Annotated in this window: 12 protein-coding genes; 7 read left to right on the plus strand and 5 right to left on the minus strand. The window is 75.1% G+C overall.

Annotation, left to right across the window (positions count from 1 at the left end; genetic code table 11):
- The first annotated feature begins 2 nt into the window (after positions 1–2).
- The 3 genes from AB0K65_RS26510 (at position 3) to AB0K65_RS26520 (ending at position 4,613) form a co-directional block, all read left to right on the plus strand.
- Positions 3–1,832, plus strand: a complete 1,830-nt coding sequence (locus AB0K65_RS26510; RefSeq protein WP_365720714.1) for a protein phosphatase 2C domain-containing protein — start codon at positions 3–5, stop codon at positions 1,830–1,832.
- A 127-nt stretch (positions 1,833–1,959) separates the two neighbouring features.
- Positions 1,960–3,312 (plus strand): VWA domain-containing protein, encoded by a 1,353-nt coding sequence (locus tag AB0K65_RS26515; RefSeq protein WP_365720716.1) that lies wholly within the window; start codon positions 1,960–1,962, stop codon positions 3,310–3,312.
- A 44-nt stretch (positions 3,313–3,356) separates the two neighbouring features.
- On the plus strand, positions 3,357–4,613 hold the full coding sequence (locus AB0K65_RS26520) for an FHA domain-containing protein (RefSeq protein ID WP_365720718.1): 1,257 nt from the start codon (positions 3,357–3,359) through the stop codon (positions 4,611–4,613).
- Between the two features lie 51 nt (positions 4,614–4,664).
- Here the strand turns inward: AB0K65_RS26520 and AB0K65_RS26525 are convergent, their stop codons facing one another.
- Positions 4,665–5,639 carry a methyltransferase domain-containing protein gene (locus tag AB0K65_RS26525; RefSeq protein WP_365720720.1) on the minus strand — a complete coding sequence of 325 codons (975 nt, stop codon included), beginning with the start codon at positions 5,637–5,639 and terminating at the stop codon, positions 4,665–4,667.
- A gap of 151 nt (positions 5,640–5,790) precedes the next feature.
- Here AB0K65_RS26525 and AB0K65_RS26530 point away from each other — a divergent pair, with 151 nt between their 5' ends.
- The 4 genes from AB0K65_RS26530 (at position 5,791) to AB0K65_RS26545 (ending at position 13,079) form a co-directional block, all read left to right on the plus strand.
- Complete coding sequence (locus AB0K65_RS26530; protein ID WP_365720722.1) at positions 5,791–6,195, plus strand: globin; 405 nt, start codon at positions 5,791–5,793, stop codon at positions 6,193–6,195.
- Between the two features lie 182 nt (positions 6,196–6,377).
- The gene (locus AB0K65_RS26535) at positions 6,378–9,233 is read left to right on the plus strand and encodes an ABC transporter permease (RefSeq protein ID WP_365720724.1); all 2,856 of its coding nucleotides are present in this window, start codon (positions 6,378–6,380) and stop codon (positions 9,231–9,233) included.
- Positions 9,234–9,312: 79 nt separating this feature from the next.
- Positions 9,313–12,123: an FtsX-like permease family protein gene (locus AB0K65_RS26540; RefSeq protein WP_365720726.1), complete on the plus strand. Its 2,811-nt coding sequence runs from the start codon at positions 9,313–9,315 to the stop codon at positions 12,121–12,123.
- Entirely contained in the window at positions 12,120–13,079 is a 960-nt protein-coding gene (locus AB0K65_RS26545) for an ABC transporter ATP-binding protein (RefSeq protein WP_365720728.1), read from the plus strand. Before AB0K65_RS26540 ends, AB0K65_RS26545 begins: the two co-directional genes overlap by 4 nt.
- 38 nt (positions 13,080–13,117) lie before the next feature.
- On the opposite strand, the gene AB0K65_RS26550 is transcribed toward AB0K65_RS26545, so the two are convergent.
- From AB0K65_RS26550 to AB0K65_RS26565, 4 genes are all read right to left on the minus strand, one after another.
- Positions 13,118–13,789: a hypothetical protein gene (locus AB0K65_RS26550; RefSeq protein ID WP_365720730.1), complete on the minus strand. Its 672-nt coding sequence runs from the start codon at positions 13,787–13,789 to the stop codon at positions 13,118–13,120.
- Entirely contained in the window at positions 13,786–14,208 is a 423-nt protein-coding gene (locus tag AB0K65_RS26555; RefSeq protein WP_365720732.1) for a thioesterase family protein, read from the minus strand. The genes AB0K65_RS26550 and AB0K65_RS26555 overlap by 4 nt, the downstream gene beginning before the upstream one ends.
- A 2-nt stretch (positions 14,209–14,210) precedes the next feature.
- Positions 14,211–15,875, minus strand: a complete 1,665-nt coding sequence (ettA, locus tag AB0K65_RS26560) for an energy-dependent translational throttle protein EttA (RefSeq protein WP_365720734.1) — start codon at positions 15,873–15,875, stop codon at positions 14,211–14,213.
- 274 nt (positions 15,876–16,149) lie between these two features.
- The coding region (locus tag AB0K65_RS26565) for a VCBS repeat-containing protein (RefSeq protein ID WP_365720736.1) at positions 16,150–16,619 on the minus strand (470 nt) is incomplete at its 5' end.

Raw genomic sequence — 16,619 nt, forward strand, 5'->3', positions numbered from 1 at the left:
GTATGTCCCAGAAGCCCCAGCGCCAACTTTCCGCCTGCCCGGGCTGCGCGGAGCCCCTGGAGTCGGGCGACCGGTTCTGCGGGGCGTGCGGCCACGACCTGACGGCCGTGCCCGCGCCCCTGCCGGGCGCCGACCGCCCCACGATGGCGATCGGCACTCCCGTGGACTGGCCCGAGGCCCCGCCCCGGGACCCGTACGCGCTCTCCACCTCGACCCAGCACCCGGGCGATCTGCCGGGCCGGGATTCGGGCGGTCACGACCTGACCGAGGAGACACCCCCGCACGGCACCCCCGGCCGGGAGACGCCGGCCCGCGCGGCGGCGGCCCCGGGGCCGGCGCCCGCCTCCGGCCCCGCGGCCGGGCAGCAGAACGCGCCTGGGCAACCGCCCGCGCAGGCTCCCGAGGCCGGGCGCGTGCCCGCCTACGCGCCGGGACAGCCGTCCGGACAGGCCCCCGCGCCCGGACATGCGCCCGTCCACGCCCCCAAACAGGCCCCCGCGCCCGCGCAGGCTCCCCCGCCCCTCCCCGGCCAGGCACCCCAGGCCGGACAAGCGCCCGTCCCCGCCCCCGGACAGCCCCCGGAGGCGGGGCACGTGCCGGCCGCGCGTGACCTGCCGACGATCCCGGTCCGCACGGACGGTCCGCACGCGGCGGCCACCTCCGGCGACGGCCTGGCGGCGCTCGCCGGCGGGGCTCCCGCGCCGCGCCCCACGCCCCCGGCCCCCTCGTCCGTGTCGGCCTCCGCCGATGGGGACTTCCCGCTGGCCGCGCCCGACCCCCGGGCGGCCGCCGCGCAGCCCGCCGCCCCGCCCGTACCCCCGATGCCGCCCGTACCGCCCACCCCGGCGCAGGCCCCGGCCCCGCAGCCGGCCGCCGGACCGCCCGCCCCCGCGCGGGCCGCGGCCGGCGGCAAGGTGTGCGTGGCGTGCCGTGCCGGGCGGGTGGACCCCGACGGGTACTGCGAGAACTGCGGGCACGCCCAGCCGCGCGAGCGCGACCACATGGAGCAGGAGCTCTCCACGGTCGCCGCCGTCAGCGACCGCGGGCTGCGCCACCACCGGAACGAGGACGCGTTCTCCGTCTCCGTCACCGCGCTGCCCGACGGCTCCCCCGCCACCGTGGCGGTCGTCTGCGACGGGGTCTCCTCGGCGACCCGCCCCGACGAGGCGTCCGCCGCCGCGGCGGACGCCGCCGGCCGGTCGCTGCTCGACGCCCTGCCCCGGGGCACCCACCCGCAGCAGGCCATGCACGAGGCGATCGTCGCCGCGGCCGAGGCGGTCAACGCCCTGGCCGAGCAGCCGGGCCGGGACGCCATGGAGCACGATCCGCACCGCCACCAGAACGCCCCGGCCTGCACCATCGTCAGCGCGGTCGTCGCCGACGGGCTGCTGGTCGTCGGCTGGGTCGGCGACAGCCGGGCCTACTGGGTCCCGGACGACCGCGGCGCCCCGCCCGCCCGCCTCACCCAGGACGACTCCTGGGCGGCGCAGATGGTCGCCGCGGGTCTGATGAACGAGGCGGAGGCGTACGCCGACGAACGCGCCCACGCCATCACCGGCTGGCTGGGCGCCGACGCGTACGAACTGGAGCCGCACACCGCCGCGTTCAAACCGGACCGCCCCGGCGTGGTGGTGGTCTGCACCGACGGGCTGTGGAACTACGCCGAGGCCGCCGAGGAGATGGCCCGGGTCGTGCCGCCGGACTCCGCCGGACGGCTGCTGCACGGGGCCCAGGTGCTGGTCGGGCACGCGCTGGACGGCGGGGGCCACGACAACGTAACAGTGGCGCTGCTGCCGTTCGGCCTCGCGCCCCGAGGGGCAGGATCGGCCTGAGCGGTCCGCCGGCCCCCGACCACGTTCCCAGCCCCGTCATCGTCCACTCGTCCCGTCCCCCACGCCCGACCTGACCCCGTCGCGCTTTCACGCTGTTGTTCCCGCTGTTGTCGAGGAGCCGAATCAGATGGCGAACTTCTCCAAGTCGACCGTGCCGCAGTTCTCGGTGGACGTGTACCAGAACGAGTTCCTGCCGGAGGGCGGCCGCGAGGTCAGCGCCATCGTCACCGTCACCTCGACCGGTGGCGGCACCAGCGGCGGCACCCTCGCGGACGCCCGGCCCGCGGCTCCCGGGCAGGGCGGCTCCGGCGCCGCCGCCGTGGTGATCATGGTCGACTGTTCGGGCTCGATGGAGTATCCGCCGACCAAGATGCGGGGCGCCCGGGAGGCGACCGCCGCCGCCGTCGACGCGCTGCGCGACGGCACGTCCTTCGCCGTCGTCGCCGGGACGCACGTGGCGAAGGAGGTCTACCCGGGCGACGGCCGGCTCGCGGTCGCCGACGGCACCACCCGCGCCCGGGCCAAGGAGGCGCTGCGCGGGCTGAGCGCCGGCGGCGGTACGGCGATCGGCACCTGGCTGCGGCTCGCCGACCGGCTGCTCGCCTCCGCCGACGTGTCGATCCGGCACGGCATCCTGCTGACCGACGGCCGGAACGAGCACGAGTCGCCGGAGGACCTGCGGGCCGCGCTGGAGGCCTGCGCCGGGCGGTTCACCTGCGACGCACGGGGAGTGGGGACGGACTGGGAGGTCAAGGAGGTCACCGGCATCGCCTCGGCGCTGCTCGGCACGGCCGACATCGTCGCCGACCCCTCGGGCCTGGCCGCCGACTTCACCGCGATGATGGAGCGGGCCATGGGCAAGGAGGTGGCGGATGTCGCACTGCGCCTGTGGACCCCGGTCGGGGTGGAGATCATGTTCGTGAAGCAGGTGGCGCCGACGGTCGAGGAGCTGACCGGCCGGCGCACCGAGGCAGGGCCGCGCGCGGGGGACTATCCGACCGGCTCGTGGGGCGACGAGTCCCGCGACTACCACGTGTGCGTGCGGGTCCCGCAGGCCCAGATCGGGCAGGAGATGCTCGCCGCCCGGGTCTCCCTGATCGTCCCGGATCCGGCCGGCGGCGCTCCGCGGTCCCTCTCCCAGGGGCTGGTACGAGCCGTCTGGACGGACGACATGGCCATGTCCACGTCCATCAATCCTCAGGTCGCGCACTACACCGGCCAGGCGGAGTTGGCGCGGGTCATCCAGCAGGGTCTGGACGCCCGCAAGTCCGGTGACCACGACGGCGCGACCGCCAAGCTGGGCCGCGCGGTGCAGTTGGCGGCGGCTTCCGGCAACGAGGACACTGCGAAACTCCTTTCGAAGGTGGTGGACGTCGTCGACGCGGCGACGGGTACTGTGCGTTTGAAGGCGAAGGTCGCGGAAGCGGACGAGATGACTCTCGAGACGCGCTCCACCAAGACCGTTCGCGTGAAGAAGTAGCCCGCCGGCCAGGGAGCCGGACGACGAGAGGGGGAAGCACCGACATGCCGACCTGCCCGAACGGACACCAGTCGGTCTCCGACGACTGGTGCGAGGTCTGCGGCCATCGCATGGCCGGGGCGGGTGCGCCGGCGGGTGCCGTACCGCCGCCTCCCCCGCCGCCGCCCGCTTACGGCTATCCCGGTCCCGGTGGACCCGGTGCTCCTGGTGGGCCGCCGCCCGCCTCCGCCGGTTTCGGCCCCGGGGGCGACCCGAACGCGACCGCCCAGGCGGAGCTCTGCCCGCAGTGCCGCACCCCGCGTGAGCACATGGCGCCGTTCTGCGAGGAGTGCCGCTGGAACTTCCTCACGAACACGGCGACGTCGTACACGCCGGTGGCTCCCCCCTCCCAGCAGCAGAGCCCGCCGCCGGGGCTGAGCCTGCCGCAGGGGTTCCAGCAGGGGCCGCCGAGCCGGCAGCCGGATCCGTACGAGTACCAGGGTTCGCGGCCCTCGCAGGTGAACCGGCCAGCGGAGCCTCTGTCGGCCGATCCCACGCACCACCAGGCGCCCCCACAGCGTCCGCAGCAGCACCAGCAGCAGCACCCGCAGCCCCAGCAGCCTCCGCAGCAACAGCACCAGCACCACCAGCAGCAGGCGCCCCAGGGGTTCCAGCAGGGGCCGCCGCCTCCGCCGTCCTACCAGCAGGGCCCTCCGCAGGCCCCACCGCCTGCCCAGGCGCCCGGGAGGGCGGACGACGACTGGATGCTGCCGCCGCCGTCGCACGCCCAGGAACAGCAGGCGCCGCAGCACCACGCCCCGCAGCAGCACCGGGCCCCGCAGCACCAGCAGCAGGCTCCGCAGCAGCACAGCCATCAGCCGCCGCAACAGCACCAGCAGTACCAGCAGCAACAGCCCCTGGGCTGGTCGGCGTACGTCGGACCCGACCGTGAGTACTTCCTCGCGATGATGCAGCGCAGCGGTCCTGAGGCGTCGGGTCTGAACCTGCCCGCGTACTCCCCCGAGCAGCATCTGCCGCTCCAGGGCAACCAGATCAGCATCGGCCGCCGCCGGCACTCCACCGGCGAGTCGCCCGACATCGATCTGTCGGTGCCGCCCGAGGACCCGGGCGTCTCGCACCAGCACGCGGTGCTGGTGCAGCAGCCGGACGGCTCGTGGGCGGTGGTGGACCAGAACTCCACCAACGGCACCACGATCAACGGCGCCGAGGAGCCGATCCAGCCGTACGTCCCCGTCCCGCTCCAGGACGGCGACCGGGTGCACGTCGGCGCCTGGACGACGATCACGATCCGACGCGGATAGCCGGACGGGACGACAGGCCCCGGGAGGCGGCGGCGGGGCCCCGTGACGGGGTCACCCGCCGGGCAGCGGCCAGGCGTACGGCCCTTCGGGGTCGTCCAGCCAGGCCCACTGCCGCCCCTCGCTCACCGTCACCCCGAAGCGCTCCCGCTCAGGCCGCCCCTCGCGCTGCCAGAGCGAGAGCGCTTCGCGCGCGTCCAGGCTCTCCTCGGCCAGCGTGAACAGGAAGCGGAACCGCTCGTCCTCGTACGCCTGCCGGGGCAGCCCCATCGGCCGTGCGCGGGGGAAACGGGCGTTGCCCCCGCGCAGCGCGACGAAGTAGGCGGAGGTGGCCAGGAACCGCCCCTCGGCATGCGCGCCGTCCCGCACCCTCAGCAGCACCAGGCCCGTGGAGAGCGGCGTCAGGACGAGCGCGCCGGGGCGGCACTGGGACAGCCAGGCGTAGGGGATCGAGGGCAGCGTGCAGGTGGCGACGACCCGGTCGAAGGGGGCGCGCTCGGGGCAGCCGCGGGCACCGTCGCCGGTGATCACGGCGGGCGCGTGTCCGGCGGCGGCGAGATGGGTGCGGGCGGACTCGGTGATCTCCTCGTCCAGGTCGACGGTGGTGACGTGCTCGTCCCCGAGGCGGTGACAGAGCAGCGCGGCGTTGTAGCCGGTGCCGGCGCCGATCTCCAGGACGTCGTGCCCGTCCCGTACCTCCAGCGCCTCCAGCATCTGCGCCATGAGCGACGGCTGGCTGGAGGAGGAGACCAGGTCCCCGTCCCGTACGCGGGTGGCCAGCGGCTCGTCCCGGTAGGCGCCGCGCAGCCAGCGGTCGCGGCGGCCGGGGTCAGGGTGCCCGGACCAGAGACGTTCGTAACCGGCGGGCCCGGAGACGTAGTAGAAGGGGACGAACAGGTGCCGCGGCACGGTGCAGAAGGCCTCGCGCCAGGCGGGATCGCGCAGCGCGCCGTACGCCTCGATCTCCCGCACGAGGGCCTGCCGCGCCTTTCGGCCCTCCTCGGCGAAGGCATCCACCTGTGCGCCCATGCCTCCACTGTCCTGCGCCACGGGGGCGGAGTCGAACGGCCACGCGGGGCGGGTGAGGAGCGGGCGGAGGCGGGGCGGGGGCCGGGCGGGTGGTCTCGGCCAAGGTCCTGGACCTCCGGTACTCGGTCGGGGCATCTGAGACGATGGAGCGGTGAATGAGATTCCGCGCGGCACGCTTCAGGAGCAGACCTTCTACGAGCAGGTGGGTGGCGAGGAGACCTTCCGGCGCCTCGTCCGCCGCTTCTACCAGGGCGTCTCCGAGGACCCCCTGCTGCGCCCGATGTACCCGGAGGAGGACCTCGGCCCGGCGGAGGAGCGTCTCGTCCTCTTCCTGATGCAGTACTGGGGCGGGCCCCGCACCTACAGCGACCACCGCGGCCATCCCCGGCTGCGGATGCGCCACGCGCCGTTCACGGTCGACAAGGCGGCGCACGACGCCTGGCTGAAGCACATGCGCGCGGCGGTGGACGAGCTGGCCCTGGCTCCCGAGCACGAGCAGCAGCTGTGGAACTACCTGACCTACGCGGCCGCGTCCATGGTGAACACAGCGGACTGACGCATTCCGGAACCTGCGGCCCCGGGCGGCGGACCGACGCATTCCGGAGCCTGCGCCCCGGATAACGGTCACGATCCCGTCAAGGTCCCGGTGCAAGCGGTTTCCAGCCCCCGTGCGCTCTGAAAGCATTCCCGGACACCCGACGAACGTTCGAAACGGGTGCGGGGCTTCCAGGGGGATGGGTGACGGGGTTCGTACTTCTGCGCGTCAGAGCGCACCGGCTGCTGCTCGCCGCCGCCCTCCTCGCCGTTCTCCTGACGACGTCCGTCCTCGCCGCCCTGGCCTCCTTCTCCGGCTCCGTGGGCGACGCCGCGCTCCAGGGCACCCTGCGGGGCCGCTCCGCGCCCGCCGCCGCGCTGTTCGTCACCGCGCAGGTCCCGGCCGCACAGCGGGAGAGCGCTGACGCGGCCACCCGGGACGCCGCCGCGAGGACCTACGACGGTCTGCCCGTGAGCGTGCGCAAGCTCGAACGCTCCGGCGCCTACGCACTGCCCCGCAGCCTCCAGGACCCCTCCGCGCGCGCGGGAGAGCCCGACCTCACGTACCTCGCCGCGCTGGACCGCTCGCGGCTGGCCCTCGTCGAGGGCGCCTGGCCCATGGCGGGCCCCGCCCCCGCCGGTACCGCCCCGGTCGAGGTCGCGCTGCCCGAGGCGGCCGCGCGGCGGCTGCGGACCGGCCCCGGAGCCGTCCTCGACCTCGCCGACCGGCTCGGCGGAGAGCCGGTGAGGGCCCGGGTCACCGGCGTCTACCGCCCCCGCGACCTCACCGACCTGTACTGGCGGCTCGACCCGGCCGGCGGACGCGGGGTCAGGACCGTCGTGTTCACGACGTACGGACCGCTGCTCGCCGACCCCGCCGTCCTCGGCTCCGGCCGGCTCACCCCGGGCGAGACCTCATGGCTGGCCACCGCCGACTTCACCGGCGTCACCACCGGCCGCATGGACGCGCTCAGCGCCTCGGCCACCACCGTGCCCCCGACGATCGCCGCCGACACCGGCCGGTACGGCGGCACGGTCGGCGCGCGCACCTCCCTGCCGACCGTCCTGGCCCAGACCGAGCGGGCGCTGCTCGTCTCCCGCTCCACGCTGCTCATCGTCGCCGTGCAGCTGGTCCTGCTCGCCGCCTACACCCTCCTGCTCGTGGCCCGGCTGCTCGGCTCCGAACGGTCCGGCGAGACGGAGCTGCTGCGGGCCCGCGGCGGTTCGCGGCGCCGCATCGCCTCCCTCGCCGCCGTCGAGGCCCTGCTGCTCGCCCTGCCCGCGGCCGTGATCGCGCCCCTGCTCGCCGGGCCGGTGACCCGGGTGCTCGCCGAACGCTCCGCACTCGGCGCGCTGGGCCTCCGGCTCGACGACGCGCCCGCCGGGCAGGTGTGGCTGGTCTCCGTCCTCGTCGCCGTCTGCTGCGCCGCCGCCGTCGTGGCGCCCGCGCTGGCCACAGGTGACGGCGGCGCCGTCACGCTCCGCAAGGCGCGCGCGGCCGCCCTGCCCGCGCCCGTGCGGGCCGGGGCGGACCTCGGCCTGCTCGTCGTCGCGGCCGTCGCGTACTGGCAGCTCGACCGGCAGACCGGCGCCGGCGCCTCCGTCGGTCCGGCGGGACCGGCCGGTCCCGCCGCATCCCCCGGATCCTCCGCGGCCGGCTGGGCGGACCCGATGCTCGTCGCCGCGCCGGCCCTCGCCCTCCTCGCCGGCACCGTGCTGACGCTGCGTCTGCTGCCACCGGCGGCCCGGCTCGCGGAGCGGCGGGCCGCCGGCGGACGCGGGCTGCCGGCGGCGCTGGCCGGCTGGCAGTTCAGCCGCCGCCCGCTCCGCGGCGCGGGCCCGGTGCTGCTCCTCGTCCTCGCGGTCGCCATGGGCATGCTCGCCATCGGGCAGAGCGCCTCCTGGGAGCGCTCGCAGAAGGACCAGGCAGACTTCCGCACGGGTGCGGAAATCCGGGTCCTCACCCACGGCTCGGCCGATCCGGCCGACGCGGGGCGCTACGCCTCCCTGCCCGGCGTCACCTCGGCCGCGCCCGCGCACCGCGGCACGACGGAACTGGCGGACAACCGCACCGCGACCGTCCTCGCCCTCGACACCCGGCACGCCGCCGCGGGCGCCCTGTTCCGCCCCGACCTCTCCGACCGGCCCGCCGCGGACCTGCTCACGTCCCTGGCCCCGCCGGCCGGTCCGCGGCCCGAGCCGTCCCCACCCTCCGCCACCGCGGACCTGCCCGGGGTGGCGACCGACGCGTTCCTCACCGCCGCCGGGGCGGCGAAGGGCGACCGGGTCGAGATCTCGCTCGGCGGCGCGAAGCTGAAGGTCACCCTCGTCGACACCGTGCGGCAGCTGCCGACCACCGGCGCGGGCGCCCCGACGGCCGCCGCGACCGCCCCCGCCGCCACGCCCGACGACGGCGGCGCCCTGCTGATCGATCTGCACGGGGCCAACCGGTACCTCGCCGCCTCCGCCGCCACCCCCGCGGCGGCCCTCCCACCCACCGAGTGGTGGCTGACCACGTCCCCGGGCCGCACCGGTGACGTCGCGGAGGCGCTGCGCGCGCGGCCCGACGCCGACCCGGCCGAGGTCCTCGTACGGGACGAAGCCGCGGCCGAACTGCTGGGCGACCCGCTCGGCGCGGGCCCCCACTCCGCGCTGATGGCGGTGGCCGGCGCCGCGGCCGCGCTCGCCGCCGTCGGTTTCGCGGTCAGCGCGGCCGGCTCGACGCGCGAACGGTCGGCGGAGTTCGCGGTGCTGCGGGCGCTCGGAGCCCCGCGCCGCCAACTGGCCCGGCTGGTCGCCGCCGAACAGGGTCTGCTCGTCGGCATCGGCCTGCTGGTCGGCGTGGCGCTCGGCACCCTCCTCACCCGGGCCGTCGTCCCGCTGGTCGTCCTGACCGGCCAGGCCACACAGCCCCTCCCCCGCGTCCTGGTGCAGCTGCCGCCCGGACACGTGACCCTGCTCCTCGCCGGAGTCGCCCTCCTGCCGCTCCTGATCGTCGCCGCCATCGCGCTCCGCCACACCGACCCGGCGGTCAGCCTGCGCCACCAGGGGGACCACTGATGCCCCGCCGTCTCCCGGCCACCGCCGCCCCGCTCCACGGCGGCCACCCCGCCGGCCCGCCCCGCCGAGGGGACCGCTGATGCCCCGCCCCGCCCCGCTCAGGAAGGCGACCGACCCCATGCCCCGCGAGACCGTCGCCGCCGTGGCGCCCTGGGTGCGGACCCGGCTGCGGACCGCGCCGGGCACGGCCTGCTCCTTCGCCCTGCTCGTGCTGGTCACCGCCTTCCTCGCGGCCGCGCTCCCCCGCGCCGTCGAGGTGTACGAGACGGAGGGCCTGCGCCACGACATCGGCACCGCGGCCCCCCGTCACACCGTCCTCGACATCACCAGCGCCCCGCCGGCGTCCGACCTCTCCCCCGAAGCGCGCGCGGCCGAGACCGGGCCCGCGTCGCTGGCGCGGAAGCGGGCCGCGCTGGAGAGGCTGCTGCCGCCGCCGCTGCGGATCGACCGGGACCAGTCGGTGCACGGGGTGCGGACCACCAAGCCGGTCCCCGGCCTCGACGCCTGGCTGCCACGGCCGTCCGGCCTGCCGCCCGAGTTCGTCCTTGCCACCCCCTCGGGTCTCGACAAGCAGGTGTCCCTCCGGGAGGGGCGGCTGCCCGCGACGGGGGACCCGGCCACGGGCAGCGAGGCCGCCGTGACCGCGCTGACGGCGAAGTCGCTGCGGCTGAAGGTCGGTTCGGTGGTGCACATACCGGCCCTGTTCTCCGAGACCCCACTGGCCGTCACCGTCACGGGCATCGTCGAGCCGCTGCGCCCGCAGGGCGCCTACTGGTCCGTCGAGCCGCTCCTGCGCACCCCCGCCCACGCGGTCAAGCCCGGCGGCATGGAGGCCAAGTACTACTGGCAGGCCGGGCTGCTGCTGCCGCCCGCCGCCGGGCCCGTCCTCCTGGCGAGTACCGGCGACCCCGAACCGTACTGGCGGCTCGCCCCCTCCGGCGGGCATCTGCACGCGCGGGACGAGCCCCGGCTGAGCGAGGCGATCGCCTCGCTCTCCAGCGGCCCGGGCCTGGTGCGGGTCCGAGAGGCGATCGGCCCGACCGGTGCGGTCGCCACCGGCCTGGACGAGATCGTCGGCTCGTACCGCGGGATGCGGGAGGCCGTGGCCCCCGTCGTCGCGGTCGCCGCCTTCGGCATCGGAGCCGTCGTGGGGGTGGTGCTCGCGCTGACGGGAGGTCTGTTCGCGGCCCGCCGCACCGCCGAACTGGGACTGCTGCGGTCGCGCGGCGGCTCGCTGGCGGGCATCGGGGGCCGTCTGCTCGGCGAGACGAGCGTCCTCGCGCTGCCCGCCGCCGGCCTCGGGCTGCTGCTCGCGGCGCTCGCCCTGCCCGGGGCCCGGCTCCTGCCGTCCCTGGCCGCCGCCGGAGCGGTGGCGCTGTTCGCCTGCCTGGCACTGCCACTGCGCGCGGTCGTCGCGCACCGCAGGCCCCTCACGCACGGCGGCCGCGAGGACCTGGTGGACGCCCGCCCCTCCCGGGGCCGTACGGTCGCCGAACTCACCCTGCTCGTGCTGGCCGTGGCCGCGGTCGCCGCGCTGCGCCGACGGGGTACGGACGACGCCGGGGACCACCTGGTGAGCGCGGCGCCGGTGCTCCTGGCGTTGATCGCCGCGCTGGTTCTCGTCCGGCTCCAGCCGCTGCCCTTGCGGTGGGCGGCCCGCCCGGCGCGGAGGCTGCGCGGGGCCGTCGGCCATCTGGCGCTGGCACGCGCAGGGCGCTCCTCGGCGACCGGCGCGCTGCCGCTCCTTGCCCTGCTCGTGGCGCTGACGACGGCGGCGTTCGGCGGCTCGGTGCTCGCCGGGGTCGCGGACGCCCGCGACCGGGCGGCGCTCCTGGAGACGGGCGCCGACGCCCGGGTCACCGGGGCGGTGGAGGCGGCGCCGGTGCCGGCCGGTCTGGCCCGGTCGGTGCGCGGCGTGCCCGGGGTGCGGGACGTGGCCGCCGTCCAGATCGAGTACGGGGTGGCGCTGCCCGTCGGGACGGGGCGCTCACCGCAGACGCTCAGCACCCCGCTGGTGGGGGTGGAACCGGGGTCGTACGCGCGGCTGGCCCGGTGGACCGGCTTCGGCCCCTTCCCCGCCGGCCTGCTGGCATCGACCGGCACGGGCGGCCGGATCGACCACCAGCGGGTCCTTCCGGCGATCGCCTCCCCCGGGGTCGCGGAGCGCCTCGGGACCCGGCCCCGGGATCTCATGACGGCGGCCGGCGAGTTCAAGGTGCGGATCGTGGCGGTACGGTCCACGACCCCGGCCCTGACCGGCGCCGACTTCCTGCTCGTGAACGCCGCCGACCTGACCCGCAGGGCGGACACCACGCTGCTGGTCTCGGGCCCCTCGGTGGACGGCGCGGCGCTGCGCGCGGCGGTCGCCGCCGGGCCGGGCGGCTTCACCGTCGGGCTGCGGGCGGAACGGCGCGCCTCCTACGTGGACTCGCCGATGCAGTCGGGCGCGGAGCGGATCTACCTCGCGGCCGTCGGCACGGGCGCCGGCTACGTCGTTCTCGCCGTCCTCCTGTCGCTGCTGCAGTCCTCGCCGGAGCGGGTCACGCTACTCACCCGGCTGCGCACGATGGGCCTCACCCGGCGGCAGGGGCGGCGGCTCCTCGGGCTCGAAGCGCTGCCCCAGGCGCTGCTCGCCGCGGTCGGCGGCACCCTCGTCGGCTGGGCGACGATCCTGCTGCTCGCCCCGGGCGTGGATCTGGTGCGGCTCGCGCTGTCGGCGACGCCTGGGCTCGTCTCGCTCGACGGCGCCCCGCTCCGGGCCGACCCGTGGTCACTCGCCCTGCCGGCGGTGGGCGTGGTGCTCCTGTCCGGGGCGGCGGCGATGATCCAGGCGTGGTGGTCCGCGCGCACGGGCTCGATCAAGGAACTCAGGGCAGGAGACGCACGATGACGACGACCACCGACACCACGCTCGCGGAGCTGGAGCGGCGGGCCACCGCGCGCCGCGACCGGCCGTCCTACGGCCATGACGCGCTGATCGCCTGCGACCGGCTGGTGCGGATCTTCACCACCGACGGGGTGGAGGTGCAGGCGCTCCAGGGTCTCGACCTCCTCGTGCGGGAGGGCGAGTTGATGGCGCTGGTCGGGGCGTCGGGCTCCGGGAAGTCGACGCTGATGAACGTTCTCGCGGGCCTGGACGTGCCGACGGCGGGCGCGGCGAAGGTCGCGGGCCGCGACCTGCTCGCGATGGACGCGAAGGCGCGGCTGCGCTACCGCCGCGACGTGGTGGGGTTCGTCTGGCAGCAGACGGCCCGCAACCTCCTTCCGTATCTGACGGCGGCACAGAACGTGGCCCTGCCCATGCAGTTGCGCGGACGGGGCGGCGGCCGGTCGCGGAGCAAGGCAGCCCGGGCGGAGGAGCTGCTGGCGATGCTGGGGGTCGCGGACTGCCGCGACCGGCGGCCGCACCAGCTGTCCGGCGGCCAGCAGCAGCGGGTCGCGATCGCGGTGGCACTGGCCAACGCGCCGTCGGTGCTGCTCGCGGACGAGCCGACGGGTGAGCTGGACTCGGCGACGGGGGAACAGGTCTTCGCCGCCTTCCGCCGCGCCAACGAGGAGCTCGGCACGACGATCGTGATCGTCACCCACGACCAGGCGGTCGCCTCGGAGGTCCGCCGCACGGTCGCCATCCGCGACGGCCGCACCTCCTCGGAGGTGCTGCGCCGCACGGAGGTCGACGAGGCGGGGCAGGAGTCGGTGGTGGCCCGCGAGTACGCGATGCTCGACCGGGCGGGCCGGCTCCAGCTTCCGGCGGAGTACACGGAGGCGCTGGGGATGGAGCACCGGGTGATGCTGGAGCTGGAGGAGGACCACATCGGGGTCTGGCCGGACGACGCGGAACGCTGAGGCCCGTCCGCGCGCGGGCGCGGGCTCGGGGCGGCGGATCAGTGCCGCGAGGCGGGAGCGGTCGGGGTGACCGTCAGCGCGGAGGGGGCCGTGCGCAGGGCGATGGAGCCGTACGGCGTGCGCAGACGGAGCCACGGGCCCGCGGCGAGGAGCGCGACCGGCACCTCGTGCGGGGGGAGGAAGCCCAGGGACTGGGCGGCGTGGACGGCCCGCAGGGGCAGGTCCGTGCCGGCGACGGTCCGCGACCAGATCTCGCGGCCGATCCGGTCCCGCTCCGCCCGTGTGCGCCGCTCCTGCGGCAACTCCTCGTCGCGTGCGCGGAACTCGGCGACCGCCGCGGCGACCGCGCCGCGCAGCTCCGTGGCCCCCGGCACTCCGGGGACCGGTTCCCAGCCGCCTCGCGGCGGGAGGACGCCCGCCCAGGGAGGTCCGGTGACGGTGTCGGGGACGGGGGCCTTGCCGGCATCCTCCTCGATGCCTTCGAGGAGCGCCCCGGCGGAGACGGTGACGTCGAGGTCGACCGCGTCGACGAGCCGCGCCGTGCGGATGGCGAGCACCTCGAACGACGGCGGCCGCCCGAACACCGCGAGCGCCCCGCCGCCTGCCTGGAGGCGTACGGCGGCGGCGCGGTCGTAGTGGATCAGCCGGGCCAGGAAGGCGGCGAGGTCCGCCGCCTCCCTGGCGTCGGCGAAGTGCAGCGGGGCGATCATGCGGCGGACGTCATCCCGTCGTCGACGTACTCCTGGAGGAAGGACCGCTCCTCGGCGGAGATGCGGCGCGGCCGCTGCGCCTGGAGGTCGAACGGCACGACGACCGTCGAGGCCCGTACGTACACGACGTCCGGGTCCTTGATCTCGTACGCGATCGTCAGCGACGCCGCGCCTATCTTCGTGACCCACGACTCGATGGTGACCGGCGCGTGCCGGTGCACCAGCGGCCGTACGTAGTCGATCTCGTGCCGGGCCACGACGGACCCGCCGGAGAACGACGGTGAACCGTCCCCCGGCGCCAGCCGGAACATGAAGTCGATCCGCGCCTCCTCCAGATAGCGGAGGAAGACGACGTTGTTGACGTGCCCGAAGGCGTCCATGTCCGACCAGCGCAGGGGACAGCTGTAGATGTGGCGCACGCTCAGCCTCGGGTCAGCTTCTTGTACGTGGCGCGGTGCGGACGGGCCGCGTCCGGGCCGAGACGCTCGATCTTGTTCTTCTCGTACGACTCGAAGTTGCCCTCGAACCAGTACCACTTCGAGTCGCCCTCGTAGGCGAGGATGTGCGTCGCCACCCGGTCCAGGAACCACCGGTCGTGGGAGATGACCACGGCCGCGCCGGGGAACTCGAGCAGCGCGTTCTCCAGCGAGGAGAGGGTCTCGACGTCGAGGTCGTTGGTGGGCTCGTCGAGGAGCAGCAGGTTGCCGCCCTCCTTGAGCGTGAGCGCGAGGTTCAGGCGGTTGCGCTCACCACCGGAGAGGACGCCGGCGGGCTTCTGCTGGTCCGGGCCCTTGAAGCCGAAGGCGCTGACGTACGCGCGGGACGGCATCTCGACCTGGCCGACGTTGATGTAGTCCAGCTCGTCCGACACGACGGCCCAGAGGGTCTTCTTGGGGTCGATGTTGGCGCGGGTCTGGTCGACGTAGCTGATCTTGACCGTGTCGCCGATCTTGACCGAGCCCGAGTCCGGGGCCTCGATGCCCTGGATCATCTTGAACAGCGTGGTCTTGCCGGCGCCGTTCGGGCCGATGATGCCGACGATGCCGTTACGGGGCAGGGAGAAGGACAGGTCGTCGACGAGGACCTTGTCGCCGAACGCCTTGGAGAGGTTGTTGACCTCGACGACGATGGAGCCCAGACGCGGGCCCGGCGGGATCTGGATCTCCTCGAAGTCCAGCTTCCGCATCTTGTCGGCCTCGGCCGCCATCTCCTCGTACCGGGCGAGGCGCGCCTTGGACTTGGTCTGCCGGCCCTTGGCGTTGGAGCGGACCCACTCCAGCTCTTCCTTGAGGCGCTTGGCGCGCTTCTCGTCCTTGCGGCCCTCGACCTTGAGGCGGGCGGCCTTCTTGTCCAGGTACGTGGAGTAGTTGCCCTCGTAGGGGATCGCGCGACCGCGGTCGAGCTCGAGGATCCACTCGGCGACGTTGTTCAGGAAGTACCGGTCGTGCGTGACGGCGACGACGGCGCCCGCGTACTTCGAGAGGTGCTGCTCCAGCCAGTTCACCGACTCGGCGTCGAGGTGGTTGGTGGGCTCGTCGAGGAGGAGCAGGTCAGGGGCCTCGATGAGCAGCTTGCAGAGCGCGACGCGGCGCTTCTCGCCGCCGGAGAGGTTGGTGACCGGCCAGTCGCCGGGCGGGCAGCCCAGCGCGTCCATGGCCTGCTCCAGCTGCGCGTCGAGGTCCCAGGCGTTGGCGTGGTCCAGGTCCTCCTGGAGCTTGCCCATCTCGTCCATCAGGGCGTCCGAGTAGTCGGTCGCCATGAGCTCGGCCACCTCGTTGAAGCGCTTGAGCTTCCCCATGGTCTCGGCGGCGCCGTCCTGGACGTTCTCCAGGACGGTCTTGCTCTCGTCCAGCTTCGGCTCCTGCATGAGGATGCCGACGGTGTAGCCGGGAGACAGGAACGCGTCGCCGTTGGACGGCTGCTCCAGACCGGCCATGATCTTGAGGACGGTGGACTTACCGGCACCGTTCGGGCCGACCACACCGATCTTCGCACCGGGCAGGAAGCTCAGCGTCACGTCATCGAGGATGACCTTGTCGCCGTGCGCCTTGCGCGTCTTGCGCATCGTGTAGATGTACTCAGCCAAGAGAAACCGTCCGGCAAAGAGTGAGTGGGCAGATACACCCCATCTTGCCTGACCGCCACCCCTGGGAGCGAACCAGTAGGCGGTGGCCGCTCCGACCTGCGACTTCCCGGGCCGCCTCGGTAGCCGCCCGGTCACGGCCGGTCGCCACCGGTCCCCCTCGCGGCGGCTGTGGCCTGACCGGTCGCCGCCTGGGCCCGGCCGCGTACGCCGGTGCCGGGTCCCCGTACCGGGGCGGTGGACGGTACGGGGACCCGGCACCGGGCGGTGCGCGGGGTCAGAAGAGGAGTTCGCCGGCCGGGTATCCGTAGCCGATCCGGGTGCGCGGGGCATAGGAGCCCGCGCCGTCACCCTGGAAGAACCAGAGGTTGCCGGCGGTGTCGCGGCCGGTCAGGTCCGCGCTGCCGTTGCCGTCGAGGTCGCCGGGCGAGGTGAGCGCGGTGTAGGTCTGCCAGCCGGTGCCGATCTGGGCCCGGGCGGCGTAGGAGCCGGCGCCGTCGCCCTTGTACAGCCAGAGCGCCCCCGCCGGGTCGCGCGCGATCAGGTCCGCCTTCCCGTCCCCGGAGAAGTCACCCGGCGCCACCAGCGCGTCGTAGGTCTGCCAGCCATGGCCGATCTGGACCGGGGCGGCGTAGGAGCCGGTGCCGTCGCCCGTGTGGAGCCAGAGCGCCCCCGCCGGGTCGCGCGTGATCAGGTCCGCCTTCCCGTCCCCGGAGAAGTCACCCGGCGCCACCAGCGCGTCGTAGG

Origin of the sequence: Streptomyces sp. NPDC053755, from assembly GCF_040677675.1 — a bacterium.
In the GTDB taxonomy this organism is placed as follows: Bacteria; Actinomycetota; Actinomycetes; order Streptomycetales; family Streptomycetaceae; genus Streptomyces.